At 67.9% G+C, this 12,864-nt stretch carries 14 protein-coding genes; 4 read left to right on the plus strand and 10 right to left on the minus strand.

Translation table 11 applies throughout. The annotated features are described in order from the left end of the window. Nucleotides 1-11: 11 nt before the first annotated feature. Together PHP91_RS02745 and PHP91_RS02750 are read right to left on the minus strand one after the other, a co-directional pair. Nucleotides 12-827 (minus strand): TatD family hydrolase, encoded by an 816-nt coding sequence (locus PHP91_RS02745; protein WP_300136506.1) that lies wholly within the window; start codon nt 825-827, stop codon nt 12-14. 10 nt (nt 828-837) lie between these two features. Beyond that, nucleotides 838-1,824 carry a glycosyltransferase family 1 protein gene (locus PHP91_RS02750; RefSeq protein ID WP_300136509.1) on the minus strand — a complete coding sequence of 329 codons (987 nt, stop codon included), beginning with the start codon at nt 1,822-1,824 and terminating at the stop codon, nt 838-840. A gap of 244 nt (nt 1,825-2,068) precedes the next feature. On the opposite strand from PHP91_RS02750, the gene PHP91_RS02755 reads away from it, so the two are divergent. Beyond that, the gene (locus tag PHP91_RS02755; protein WP_300136511.1) at nt 2,069-2,974 is read left to right on the plus strand and encodes a DMT family transporter; all 906 of its coding nucleotides are present in this window, start codon (nt 2,069-2,071) and stop codon (nt 2,972-2,974) included. Between the two features lie 25 nt (nt 2,975-2,999). On the opposite strand, the gene PHP91_RS02760 is transcribed toward PHP91_RS02755, so the two are convergent. After that, nucleotides 3,000-3,359: a PilZ domain-containing protein gene (locus tag PHP91_RS02760; RefSeq protein ID WP_300136514.1), complete on the minus strand. Its 360-nt coding sequence runs from the start codon at nt 3,357-3,359 to the stop codon at nt 3,000-3,002. A gap of 153 nt (nt 3,360-3,512) precedes the next feature. On the opposite strand from PHP91_RS02760, the gene argS reads away from it, so the two are divergent. From argS to PHP91_RS02775, 3 genes are all read left to right on the plus strand, one after another. Next, entirely contained in the window at nt 3,513-5,156 is a 1,644-nt protein-coding gene (gene argS, locus PHP91_RS02765; protein WP_300136517.1) for an arginine--tRNA ligase, read from the plus strand. Nucleotides 5,157-5,164: 8 nt separating this feature from the next. Continuing rightward, nucleotides 5,165-5,860 (plus strand): SPOR domain-containing protein, encoded by a 696-nt coding sequence (locus tag PHP91_RS02770; protein ID WP_300136520.1) that lies wholly within the window; start codon nt 5,165-5,167, stop codon nt 5,858-5,860. A 120-nt stretch (nt 5,861-5,980) separates the two neighbouring features. Beyond that, nucleotides 5,981-7,057 (plus strand): choloylglycine hydrolase family protein, encoded by a 1,077-nt coding sequence (locus PHP91_RS02775; RefSeq protein ID WP_300136523.1) that lies wholly within the window; start codon nt 5,981-5,983, stop codon nt 7,055-7,057. 470 nt (nt 7,058-7,527) lie between these two features. Here the strand turns inward: PHP91_RS02775 and dtd are convergent, their stop codons facing one another. The 7 genes from dtd to PHP91_RS02810 all read right to left on the minus strand — a co-directional run bounded on the left by dtd (nt 7,528) and on the right by PHP91_RS02810 (nt 12,797). Then, the gene (gene dtd / locus PHP91_RS02780; protein WP_300136526.1) at nt 7,528-7,992 is read right to left on the minus strand and encodes a D-aminoacyl-tRNA deacylase; all 465 of its coding nucleotides are present in this window, start codon (nt 7,990-7,992) and stop codon (nt 7,528-7,530) included. Between the two features lie 8 nt (nt 7,993-8,000). Further along, nucleotides 8,001-8,240: a hypothetical protein gene (locus tag PHP91_RS02785; protein ID WP_300136529.1), complete on the minus strand. Its 240-nt coding sequence runs from the start codon at nt 8,238-8,240 to the stop codon at nt 8,001-8,003. Next, complete coding sequence (gene queD, locus PHP91_RS02790; protein WP_300136532.1) at nt 8,240-8,620, minus strand: 6-carboxytetrahydropterin synthase QueD; 381 nt, start codon at nt 8,618-8,620, stop codon at nt 8,240-8,242. Before queD ends, PHP91_RS02785 begins: the two co-directional genes overlap by 1 nt. Nucleotides 8,621-8,622: 2 nt before the next feature. Next, nucleotides 8,623-8,979, minus strand: coding sequence for a nucleotide pyrophosphohydrolase (locus PHP91_RS02795; protein WP_300136535.1), 357 nt, complete (start codon nt 8,977-8,979; stop codon nt 8,623-8,625). Nucleotides 8,980-9,247: 268 nt separating this feature from the next. Further along, nucleotides 9,248-10,036 (minus strand): ArsA-related P-loop ATPase, encoded by a 789-nt coding sequence (locus PHP91_RS02800; RefSeq protein WP_300136538.1) that lies wholly within the window; start codon nt 10,034-10,036, stop codon nt 9,248-9,250. 69 nt (nt 10,037-10,105) lie between these two features. After that, nucleotides 10,106-11,983, minus strand: coding sequence for an anaerobic carbon-monoxide dehydrogenase catalytic subunit (gene cooS / locus PHP91_RS02805; RefSeq protein WP_300136542.1), 1,878 nt, complete (start codon nt 11,981-11,983; stop codon nt 10,106-10,108). 157 nt (nt 11,984-12,140) lie between these two features. Beyond that, nucleotides 12,141-12,797, minus strand: a complete 657-nt coding sequence (locus PHP91_RS02810) for a Crp/Fnr family transcriptional regulator (RefSeq protein ID WP_300136545.1) — start codon at nt 12,795-12,797, stop codon at nt 12,141-12,143. Nucleotides 12,798-12,864 lie beyond the last annotated feature (67 nt).

Genomic DNA, 12,864 nt, shown 5'->3' on the forward strand with positions numbered 1-12,864 from the left:
GGAAAATGACGCTACAGCCCGAAGAACCTGCGGGCGTTGTCGCCCGTGATCCGCCAGATGTCCGCGACGGAACGTCCTTTGATTTCGGCTATGCGCTTGGCGGTGAAGGCCACCAGGGCGGAGTGGTTGCGCTTGCCTCGCCACGGCTCGGGCGCGAGGTAGGGGCAGTCCGTCTCGATCAGCAGCCGCTCCAGCGGAATCCTCGCCACGGCGGCCTGGAGGTCGTCGGTCTTGCGGAAGGTGACCGGGCCGGGCACCGAGATGTGCCAGCCGTTGTCCAGGATTGCCTTGGCCAGGGCCATGTCCGCGCCGAAACAGTGCCAGAGGACCGGATAGTCGCGGAACCCCTCGGCCGCGAGGATGTCCAGGCAGTCGCCGTTGGCGTCGCGCGAGTGGATGACCACCGGGCGCTCCACCTCGCGCGCCAGGTGGAGCTGGCGGACGAAGGCGGGCTTCTGCACGGCGGGCGGCGCGTCGTCCCAGTAGTAGTCCAGGCCGATCTCGCCCACGCCCTTCAGCCTCGGATCGGCCAGGAAATGGGCGCGCATCCGCTCCTCGACCTCTTTCGTGAGCTGCGGCGCGTCGTTGGGATGCACGCCGAGCAGGAAGGCGACCTCGGGATGGGCGTCGAAGAGGTGGCGGTTGCGCTCGTAGGCGTCCGGCCCGAGGAAGACGTTGACGATGTTGGCCACGCCGCTCGCCCTGGCACGGGCCAGGAGGGTTTCGCGGTCCTCGTCGAAGTCCTCAAGGTCGAGATGGGCGTGGGAGTCGACCCCAAGAGGGGAAAGCGCAAGGGATTCGGGTTCGGGACGGTTTTTCTTCGACATGGTCAGCGGCTCACAGGGTCTCCCACAGGGTGAGGAGGGCTTTGGCCTGCTCCACGGTGGAGTAGGCGTCCGCCGTTTCCTGCCCCGCGCGGAGCACGGCGTCAAGGGCCGGGCCGGGCGTTTCGATCATGCCCGCGGCCTCCTCCAGGCAGAGGGCCGCGTCCAGCACGTCGCCGTCCGCGCACCACAGGCCGTTGCCGGACCACGGGACCTCGCGCAGCGGGGTCCAGGGGGCATGGCGCGGACGTAGCTGGGCCTGGCGCATGTAGTCCCACCCGCCCAGGCCGGAGAAGCCCACGGGCAGGCAGCCGCAGGCCATGGCTTCCAGCGGCGGCAGCGGGCAGCCCTCGGGATAGCCGGTCATGAGAAAAATGTCCGCGCCGCGCAACGCCTCGGCCACGCCGAAGGCGTCCAGCCCCTCAAGCGGCCGCCAGCGCACCCGGTCCGGGCCGTTGCGGTGCTCGAACACGGCGCGGATCTGGTCGGCCACGGCCTTGTTCTTGCGCGGCATGTAGGCCACCACGGGCGGGCCCGACGGTTTGGCCTGGGGCGCGTTAAAGATGGCCCGGTCGATGCCGGGGCGCAGCACCGGGGCGGGCTTCCCCGTGGCGGTCTCGACGTAGCGGGCCACGGGGTCGGACACGGCCAGGAAGCCCACGGGCAGCCGGTCCCAGCGCACGCCTTCGGGCAGGGAGGAGAAGAGGTAGGCCCAGTTCTGGACGTAGCTCAGGCAGTCGGCCTGCGCCTCCAGGCCGGGGGTCAGGCCGTTGACCCAGCCCTCGGGCACCACCCAGCGGTCGCCGGGGCCGAGGTCCAGGTCGGCCCATTCCATGACCGGCGCGGCGTCGGCCAGGCCGGCGGGCCGCCAACCCGAGCGGTCGCGCGCCACCAGTGCGGCGTCGCGCCCGGCCTGGTGCAGGATGTCGGCCATCTGGCGGAGCACGGTGACGCCCCCGGTGGGCTTGTTCACGGGCGGGAGGAAAATTCGTGTCTTCATGGATACAGGTGAAACCACACTCCCGGCCATTTGGCAAGGCGGGGGAGAGGAGGGGCGCGAGGCGGCTGGGGTTGGCGCCGCCTCGCGCCGGGGAGAGGAATGATTTCCGTTGAGGAGACCATACGCTCCTCCGCCGGGAGGCGGGTCACGGTCATGTGACGATTTTTCGGCTTCCGCGCGAAGAAAGCACTTGTGCGCGAAGAAAGGGCTTGTGCGGGCCGGGGCGCGGGCCTAGATTGCGCCGATGCGAAACTGGCTCACCCCCGGCATGCGCGTCATGCTGCTCGGCACCTTCCTCTTTTCCGTCGGCTCGCTCTGCGTCAAGCTGGCGGGCAGCCGCATCCCCACCACGGAGATTCTCTTCGTGCGCGGCCTGGTGGGCATCGTCTTTTGCTGGGCCATCGTGCGCCGGGCCGGGGTGGGCATGCTCGGCAACCGGCGGTGGACCCTGTTCACGCGCGGGCTGTTCGGGTTCCTCTCGCTCCTGGCCGAGTTCTACGCCATCGTCCACCTGCCGCTGGCCGACGCCACGGTCATCATCTTCACCCACCCGGCGGTGGTCGCCCTGGCGGCCTGGTTCGTCCTGCGCGAGAAATTGAGCGCGGGGGCGCTCGTCTCGATCATGGTCAGCCTGTCGGGCGTGGTCCTGGTCTGCCACCCCGGCTTCCTCTTCGGCGGGGCCGGGCCGGAACTGGATTCCGTGGCTCTGGGCGTGGCCCTGCTCAGCGTGGCCTTAACCGCCGTGGCCATCATGGCGGTGCGCTCCCTGGCCGCCACCGAGCATCCGGCCGTCATCATCCTCTACCCGCCCATGATAATCTGTCTGGCCTGCCCGCTCTTCGCGGCCGACTGGGTGGCGCCCGACTGGGGGGAATGGCTGATGCTCCTGGGCGTGGCCGGATTCATGAACGCGGGCCAATACTACATGACCGTGGGCTACGCCAAGGACTCGGCCGCGCGCATCAGTTCGGTGACCTGCCTGGAGGTGGTCTTCGCCGCCCTGTGGGGCGCGATGTTCCTGGGGGAAATCCCGGATATGTGGACCATCGGCGGCGGGCTGCTCATCGTGGCCGGCACCCTGGCCCTGGGCCGGTCGGGCGGGGGCGAGACCCCGGCGACCCCGGCGGCCCCGGCGGAGCAGCGGTCCTAGCGGCCGACGCCGAAAACGCGCCCCGCTACCCGTCGACGCCGGGGAAGCGGCCCAGCTCCTCGTCGATGGCCTCGGGGTCGTCGGCATTGAGCTGGACCAGCCGGTGCAGGGTGGCGAAGCTCAGGTCATCCATCTCCTTGAAGACCATGCCCACGCCGCTCTCCCCGACCCGGACCACCTCGCCCTCCACCACGATGCGCAGGCCGGGCGCCAGCGGAATGTTCAGCTCGCAGGCCGTGCCCATCAGGCAGTCCTCGCATCCGTCGAGCAGCGCGCCCTTGAGGCTCAGGTTGCGGGTGGATACGGGAATGACCACGTCGCCCACGGTGACGTAGGCCTCGAAATCCGCCTTGACGCGCGTTCCGCGCCGCTTTTCACTGCTCATGGCCGTCTCCTTGCCTCCTGCATACCACACAACGGACCGGGTTTGAAGAAAAGAGACGGGCCGCCGGGAAAGGGCCCCTCTCGGCGCTTGGATTGCGCGGGCAAACATGCTAATGGGCCCTCCACAAGGTTCGTGCAAGGAGCGACAAAGCAGATGAGAGCGAAGCAACACCTGGAAGAGGCATTGAGGGCCGCGCTGGCCGACAAGGGCTGGGCCTGGCCGGAAAAGGCCGTCATCGAGCCGCCCAAGGACAAGCGGTTCGGCGACATGTCCGCCAACGTGGCCATGCTGCTGGCCAAGGAGGCGAAGAAAGCCCCGCGCGCCATCGCCGAGGACCTCGCCGCAGCGCTTTCCGCCGACGCGCTTTTCGAGAAGATCGACATCGCCGGTCCGGGTTTCCTGAATTTCACCTTCGCGCCCTCGTTCTGGCGCAAGACCGTGGGCGTCATCCGCGAGGCGGGCGAGGCCTACGGCGACTCCACCCTGGGCAACGGCACCCGGGTGCAGGTGGAGTACGTCTCCGCCAACCCCACCGGCCCGCTGCACATCGGCCACGGCCGGGGCGCGGCCCTGGGCGACTCCCTGGTCCGCATCATGGAGAAGGCCGGGTACGACGTCGAGGCCGAGTACTACATCAACGACGCCGGGCGCCAGATGAACATCCTGGGCAACTCCATCCTCTACCGCGCCCGCGAGCTGGGCGGCAAGAACCCGGCCGAGCCCGAGGACTACTACCGCGGCGAGTACATCATCGACATCGCCCGCGCCTGCATGGCCCTGAACCCCGGCCTGCTCGACCTGCCCGAGGCCGAGGCCATGGAGGTCTGCAAGGTGTACGGCATGAACGACATCCTCCAGGGCATCAAGGACGACCTGGCCGCCTTCGGCGTGCGCCACGACGTCTGGTTCTCGGAGAAGTCCCTGGTGGCGGACGGCAAGGTCGAGGAGACCTTCGCCGACCTCACGGCGTCGGGCATGGGCTACGAGGCGGACGGCGCGTTCTGGTTCCGCTCCACCCAGCTCGGCGACGACAAGGACCGCGTCCTGCGCAAGAGCAACGGCGACACCACCTATTTCGCCTCGGACATCGCCTACCACGACAACAAGTTCAAACGCGGCTTTGACCTGGTGGTGGACATCTGGGGCGCGGACCATCACGGCTACGTGCCGCGCATGATGGCCGCCTGCGAGGCCCTGGGCAAAAAGGGCGGCCTGGCCGTCATCCTGGTCAACCTGGTCAACCTGCTCAAGAACGGCGAGCCCATCGCCATGTCCACCCGCGCGGGCCAGTTCGAGACCCTCAAGGACGTGGTGGACGAGGTCGGGTCCGACGCCTCCCGCTTCATGTTCCTGTCCCGCAAGTCCGACTCCAAGCTCGACTTCGACCTGGAGCTGGTCAAGCAGCAGTCCATGGACAACCCGGTCTACTATGTGCAGTACGCCTACGCCCGCATCCGCTCGCTCCAGAAAAAGGCCGAGGAGGCCGGAACCCGCGCGGCCGAGGACACGCCCGCCGCGCTGGCCCCCCTCGACACCGAACACGACATGGAGCTGCTCCGGCTGCTCGACCAGTACCCGGACTACGTGGAGAGCGCCGCGCGCACCCAGTCGCCGCACCTCATCAGCATGTATCTCCAGGAGCTTGCCTCGACGCTGCACAGATACTATACCAATTGCCATGTCCTTTCGGCCGGCGAGGACGTGGCCGCCGCCCGTCTCGCCCTGCTCGGCTGCGTGGCCGACGTGCTCAAAAACGGCCTGGGGCTGCTCGGCGTGAGCGCCCCGGACTCCATGTAGGGAAAACCATGGCCGAGGAAAGCGCCTCCAAGATCAAGGTCAAGAAGCCTCCCATCAAGGCCAAGACCTTCACCTTCACCCTGTCCCTGCCCGCCATGATAAGCGCGGTGGGGTCCGGCATCCTGGCGCTGTCCTTCTTCTTCGTCATGGGCATCCTCATCGGCCGGGGCTACCGGCCCGAGTCCGACGTGCCGCGCCTGGGCGAGCTCATGCCCACCAAGGAGCACGGCCAGCTCACCGAGGAACCGGCCAAGCCCGAGATCCTCAAGGCCGAGGAGCTGGGCTATCCCGACCGGCTCAAGGCCCAGCCCGACCGCGCCGCTCCCGCCGCGCCCGCGCCCAAGCCCGCGCCCAAGCCTGAACCCAAGCCCGCGCCCAAGCCCGCCCCGGCCGCCGAGGCGAACGCGGCCGAGAAACCGGCCGCGTTCCAGCCCGAGGCCGCCAAGCCGGGCGAGCCGGTCTTCGACTACGTCTACCAGGTGGCGTCGTTCCGCAAGGCGGAGATGGCCGACGCCCTGTCCGCCAGGCTGGTGGGAGCGGGGCTGCGCACCGGCATCGCCTCGGGCGACGTCGGCGGCTCGACCTGGTACCGCGTCCAGGTCCTGCACCACGGCACCCCGGCGTCCACCGGCCCCATGAAGGACGTCCTGGCCCGGTTCGGCATCAGCAAGCCGCTGCTCAAGAAGAAGACCCCCGCCCAATAGGCCCGCCTTTTCCCGAAATCTTCGCTTCCCGAGTGTCGACATGACATGCCGGGCGGCGTAGCCTTGCTCCATCGGTCGATTGGCGCACCATGCCGACCACACCTCATACAAGGAGACATCATGCCCTTTTGCATCATCATGCTTATTCTGGCCGTCCTGTTCGTGTCCGTTCCGGCAACCGCTTGTTCCGACTTCGTGGTCAAGGCCAAGGACGGCACCGTGCTCGATGCCCGCTCCATGGACTTCGCCATTGAGGATCAGGCCGAGGTCGTCGTCTATCCCCGAGGAAAAGAGTGGGCCTCCGAGGCCCCCGGCAAGGCCAAGGGGTTGAGCTGGAAACAGCGCTACGGCTTTGTCGGTTTCTCGGCTCTTGGCCTGGAGGTCTCCTCCGACGGCATGAATGAAAAGGGGCTCTCGGCCAAGTTCCTGTGGCTGCCCTCCGTGGGTTTCCAGGCCGTGCCCAAGGGCCGGGAATCCAAGGCCCTGGCCGCCTCGCTGGTGCCCGACTGGATTCTCGGCAACTTCTCCACCGTGGCGGAGGTCAAGCGCGCCCTGCAAGACGTGCTGGTCTGGGGCGACTCCCTGCCCGGCCTGGGCGGAACCCTGACCATCCACGTGGCGGTGCACGACGCCAAGGGCGACAGCATGGTGGCCGAATGGGTCGACGGCAAGCTGAACGTCTACGACAACCCGCTGGGCATCATGACCAACGAGCCGCCGCTGCCCATGCAGCGGGCCAACCTGCGCAACTACGTGAACCTTTCCCCGTGGGTGCGGGAGGACCTCCAGCTCGACGGCCAGTCCGTGCACGGCACGGGCAACGGCTCGGGCATGCTCGGCCTGCCGGGCGACTGCACGCCGCCGTCGCGCTTCGTGCGGGTCGCGGTGCTGCGCCAGTTCGCCTACCAGCCGGAGACGGCGGACGAGGCCATTGTCCTGGCCCGCCGCCTGCTGGAGCAGGTCTACGTGCCGCGGGGCGTGAGCCGCGACAAGGCGCCCCAGGGCGAGATGGCCGACTACACGCAGTGGAGCAACATCTACGACCTGACCCGCCGCGTGCTGTATTTTGCGGACTACCAGGACCAGACCCTGCGGGTCATCGACCTCAACAAGCTCGACTTCACCCGGTCCGACTACGCCCCGGTTCCGGTCAGGGCCGCCACCGGCAACGCGTTCAAGGACGTGACGCCGCGCTAGGCGTTGTTTACTACGGCGTAATTGGGGAGGCCCGGACCGGAATGGTCCGGGCCTCTTTTGTCGTGAACGCAGGTGGTGCTTTCAAACTGAACACGCCAGGTTGCCAGGGATTCCCAAAATGCGCGTTGCCCTCACACTCAATCTTCACAACGGGAGGACGCCGCCACATGGGAAAGACGGCTTGACCGAGGAAAAAGGGAAATCCCAGAGCGGTTGGTCATGCGACATCCCGGCATAAGGGATACGGCAGGCGCCCTCGGCTATGGCTCCTCCGCCGTCTGCCGGAAAATCCATCGGAGTTCAAAAACTGATCGGCGGGCGATTGTTTGCAGCAGCCATGCCGCCCGGCGGAACGCCGGCATGTGGAGGGGGGGCGCTGAAAACGTGATGATATTACAGCTTGTTGTAGCGCGGACAAGTCGCGAAGGCATTGGCCGTCGGCCTGGTTGCCCCGGAGGCTTTCCCGAACGCTACATCTGCTCGGAGTCCAGCAGAATGGTGACGGGGCCCCAGTTGGTGAGGTCGAGGTGCATTTCCGCGCCGAAGGTGCCGGTGGCGACGTGCGCCGGGGCCCGGGATTTTGCGTCGGCGACGAAGCGGTTGAAGAGTTGGAGCGCGGTATCGGGCGGGCAGGCTGTGGAGAAGGAGGGGCGGCGGCCTTTTTTGCACTCGGCGTAGAGGGTGAACTGGGAGACGAGAAGGAGGTCGCCGCGCATGTCGAGGAGGGAGCGGTTGAAGCTGGACTGGTCGTCCGGGAAGATGCGCAGGTTGAGGAGTTTGTCAAGCATCTTCGGCCAGGCCGGGGAGTCGGGCAGGGCGGGGGTGTCGGTCTGGCCGAAACCGACGAGGGCGAGGATGCCGGTGTCGATTTGGCCAACGGTCCGGTCGTCCACGGCGACGCTGGCTCGGGTGACGCGCTGGAGGAGGATTCGCATGGGTGCGGTCAGGCCCCGGAGGTGGTGGAGGTTGCCGGCCGGGTGTCGGGCGCGGCGGGCGGGGCGTCGTGCCGACAGCCCCGGCCCAGGGCGGCGATGAGGAAGAAGGCGACGAAGACGATGAAGGCGACGCCGCTGAGGACGCGCCGGGGGTTGGAGCGCGCGTCCTTGGGGATGAGCATGCCGGTCATGATCTTGCCGTAGGACGGCTCGTTGGGGTCGCGCGGGACCTGTCTGCGCCGGGCCATCAGTCTTCCCAGTAGGTGGCCTTGGAGGAGGACTTTTCGGAGACCGAGACCTCGACGAGGCGGACGTTTCCCGGGAGTCTGCCCTTGAGCTGGCGGTAGATGTACATGGCCAGGTTTTCGGAGGACGGGTTGATCTCGGCGAAGCAGTCCACCTCGTTGAGGTGGTGGTGGTCGAGCTTGTCGAGGACCTCGCCGGTGAGGCGCTTGAGCACCTTGAAGTCCATGAGATACTGGACTTTTTCTTCAAGTTCCGAGCCTTCGACCACGACCTCGACGCCGAAGTTGTGGCCGTGCATCTGCTCGCATTTGCCGCCGTAGTTGCGCAGTTGGTGCGAGGCGGAGAAATCCTGGGTGACGGTCAGCCGCCATTTGCCGGACATGGTTATCGCTCCTTGTATTCGTGCGGGCGCAGGGGTTCGTCCTGGAAGGCCTCTTTGGGGTACTTCCCGTCGTTCTTGTCGCATTTTGCGTGGGCGGCCGCAACCAGGTCGATGCCCAGTTCGTCGGCCAGGCGGACGAGGTAGATGAGCACGTCGGCCATTTCCTCGCCCATGGCCTGGCGGTGCGCGGCGTCCGGGGAGCGGCTTTCGTCGGGCGTGAGCCACATGAAGAGCTCGTTGAGCTCGCCCACCTCGGCGGTGAGGGCCATGACCAGGTTCTTGGGGGTCTGGTGTTTCTGCCAGTGCCGTTCCTCGACGAAGCGGCGGTGGCGGTCGTTCAGGTCGTTGAGGGAATCCATGGCTATCCTCGGGATGCGGGTTGCGGGACGGCGGCCGGCCGGGCGTATTCCTCCTCGTCTCCGGCCACGAGACGGCCGCGGGCCTTGCGCACGCCGGTGCCGGTGCTGACGTATCCTTGCATGGCGTGAAGCGGGCGGGGCCGCCCGGGACCGGAACCCTACAGCGGGCCGGGGCGGAATGCAAATGGCGGGAAGGGGCCGGGTCGTCTAGTCCGGACCGGAGCTGTCCTCGTTGTCCCCCCGCCGCGTCAAAGCCTCCGGGAGCTGCCTACGCGCCGCCGGGGCCGCCGAGAATGCCGAGGATGCGGTCGGCCAGTTGGTCGAGCTGATCGGACTCGGGCAGGCCGAGGACCGAGGCGTCGGTCATCTGGCGCTCCATGAGTCCCGGCAGGGGCGGTATGGAGACGGCTCGGCCGGGCAGCCCTGCCAGGGCCGGTGGCTGGCCGCCCGCGTGCCGGTTCAGGACCAGGAGCTGGTTGTCGAGCCCGAGGTCGCGGGCCATGCGGCCGATCTCGGCCCCGGTCTGGAGGCTGCGCATACTCGGCTCGGAGACCACGACGAGGCCGTCCACGTGGGCCACTGTGCCCCGGCCCAGGTGCTCGACTCCGGCCTCCAGGTCCACCAGGACCCAGGCGTCGCGGTCCATGACCACATGGGCGAGCAGGGCCTTGAGCAGCGCGTTGGCGTCGCAGGCGCAGCCGCCGCCCGCGTTGGTCACCGCGCCCATGACCAGCAGCCGCTTGCGGCCGGGGGCGACGCCGGGATCGGGCCGCCCGGCCAGGGGCGCGTCCACGGCCAGGGATTCCGGCAGGTCGTCCACCTCCGGATTCAGGTTCAGGAACCCGCCCTCGTGGATGCGCTCGCGGATCAGGTCGCCGCGCCGGATGAGCGGCTCGGGCAGATCCGCCGGGTCGAGGCCCGAGGCCTGGCCCAGGGAGAGCGCGGTGTCCGCGTCCACCATCCAGACGTCCCGCCCCTGCCGGGCCAGCCGGTCGGCCAGCCAGGAGGTCAGCGAAGTCTTGCCCACCCCGCCCTTGCCCGCCAGTGCGATCTTCATGTCTCCACCTCCGGTGGTTGGGAATTCCGGAGGGAGGCCCCTTGCGGGGCCTCCCCGGCTTCGGGTCGGCTATTCGCAGAGGCCGAGGGCCTTGCGCTTCGCCTTGATGCGCGCGTCGAACATCTCTGCCGTCTTCACCGGATCGGGTTCGATGAAGAACGTCGCGCCGACCAGGTCCTCCAGGCCGGAGACGGCGAGGTTGGTCACCGTCTCGGACCCGAGGATGTTCGGCGGATGGCCGAGGTGTGTGTAGATGCCCGACGCCACGGCATAAAGACCGATGGCCGCCGCCTTTTCCGAGTACCATTCGGGCGAGGACGCCCCCACGGGCAGGTCGGAGATGTCCACGTTCAGCTCGTTGGCCAGGGCGGCGCAGAGCTGGAGGATGCGGGCGTTGTCCACGCAGGAGCCGTAGTGGAGAACGGGCGGGATGCCCAGCGCGCCGCAGACCTTTTTGAGGCCCGGTCCGGCGTGCTCGATGGCTTCGGGCACCAGCAGGCCCGCCTTGCCCGCCGCCGTGGTCACGCAGCCGGTGACCAGGACGAGGATGTCGCGCTTGATGAGCTCCCTGGTCAGGCCAACGTTCAGGGAGTCCTGTTTGATCTTGGGGTTGTTGCAGCCCACGATGCCCACCGCGCCCCGGACGTCGCCCGCGGCGATGGCCTGGACCAGCGGGGTCAGGGAACCGCCCAGGGCCTCGATGACCGCCTCGTTGGAGAAGCCGGTCATGATCTCCACGGGTTCGCCGGGAATCTCCACCCGGCCGGGGTCGCGCTCGGCAAAGGCCTCCACTGCCAGGGACACGATCTCGCGGGCCTGTTGCATGGCCGTTTTCGGATGGAAGCTGAAGTGGATGGCCCCGGTGAAGCGCGCCTTGTCGGCGGTGTCGATGAACCGGGTGTGGTAGCAGCCCGCGATCTGGACCAGGCTGGGCATGATGCACTGGTAGTCCACCACCACGGCCTCCACCGCGCCGGTGAGGATGGCCAGCTCGGTCATCAGGTGGTTGCCCGCCATGGGGATGCCCTGGCGCATCAGCAGCTCGTTGCCCGTGCAGCACAGGCCGGCCACGTTGATGCCGGCGGCCCCCAGCTCCCTGGCGCGGGCCGTCAGGTCCGGCTCGCGCGCGGCGGCCAGGATCATCTCCGAGACCACGGGGTTGTGGCCGTGGACCAGGATGTTGACCTTCTCCTTCTTGATGACGGCGAGGTTGGCCGTGGACCGCTTGGGCGTGGGCGTGCCGAAGATGACGTCGGAGAGCTCGGTGCCGATCATGGAGCCGCCCCAGCCGTCGGCCAGCGCGGTCCGGGCCGCGTGCAGCATGGTGTTGGGCGCGTCGTTGTCGCAGCCCATGTGGGTGCGGTGCATCATCTCGGCGATCTCGCGGTCCACGCCGCGCGGGGTCAGGCCGAGCCTCTCCCACTTTTCGCGCCGCACCTTGGGCACGCGGGCGAGAAAGGACACCGCCTTCTTGCGCGACCCGAAGTCCCCGAAGCAGCATTCCATCAGGTCTTCGGCCACCGCCATGGTCTCGCGCCCCTCGGTTTCGATGCCGACCTCGGCGGCCAGGCGGCGCAGCTTGGCCTCGTCGGTGATGCGGTAGTCGGAGGTCTCGCCCTCCACGATGGCCTCCAGGACCTCGATGAGGTCGCGGCCGTGGTCGGAATGTCCGGCCGCGCCGCCCGTCACGAAGCGGCCGAAGTTGCGGGCCACCACCACGTCGGCGTCCGCGCCGCAGACGCCGCGCGGGTTCTTCTCGCTGATGCGGCACGGGCCCATGGTGCAGTTGCGGCAGGTGGTGCCCAGTTCGCAGAATTTGCAGTGGGGCGTCTGTTTCGCGAGCCGTTCGTGCACGGTCTCGACGCCCTCGGCCCTGCCCTTGCGGATCATCGCCTTGGCGTCGTCCCAGATGGTCAGCTCGTCAATGGGTTTCGGTTCCTTCGCCATAGTGCCTCCAAAGGATGGTTGTCCCGGGGATTGGACCGCGCCAGCCCGGTGGGTGAAGAGAAAGGCTCTCTTCCCGCCAGATGTACGCGGACGAGGAGGCTGCGTATGTCAGATGGCCGACAACCGGGGTATGAAATGCGGAAAAGTCCGGGGCGGATCAGGAATCCGCCAGGGCCGCCTTCTCCAGCGCGGCCATGTCCGGGATGAGGTAGACCCTGCGCGCCTGTTTCAGGACCAGCCCCGCGCGGGCCATGTCGCCGAGCAGGGTGGATACGGTCTGGCGCGTGGCCCCCATGAGCTGGGCCAGTTGCTCTATGGTCAGGTCCAGGGTGACGAGCACGCCGTCCTCGCGCTTGACGCCGGAATGCCGCGCCTCGGCGAGCAGAAACTCCATGAGCCGGGTGTAGATGTCCTTGAAGGCCAGGCCGCCGATGATGAGGAAGGAGTTCTTGAGGATATGGCCGAGGACCCGGACCATGGTCCGGGTGAAGTCGGGCATGGTGTCCATGATCCGCTTGACCGAGCGGACGTTGGTCAGGAGCAGTTCGGCGTCGTCCAGGGCCTGGACGTAGCAGTCGGAGTGGGTGGAATAGACGTCGCCGGGGTTGAGGATGCCCAGGGTGAATTCCTTGTCCTCGTACGCCAGGTAGATGCGCACGCGCCCGCGCGACACGATGAAGACGAGGTTTTCCTCGGTGTCGGGCGTGAAGATGATGCTCCCGCCGGGGAACGTGCGAGCCCCGATCAGGCCGCGCAGCTCGTGCATGTCCTCCCGCGCGAGTTCGTCCAGCAGATTGACCCCGGAAAATTTCATGCTCCCCCCGATGGTTGGCCGTATGGCAACGCGCATAGCACACGCGGCCGGAATGGTCTAACCCGCC

Source organism: Pseudodesulfovibrio sp., assembly GCF_028692895.1.
Taxonomy (GTDB): domain Bacteria; phylum Desulfobacterota; class Desulfovibrionia; order Desulfovibrionales; family Desulfovibrionaceae; genus Pseudodesulfovibrio.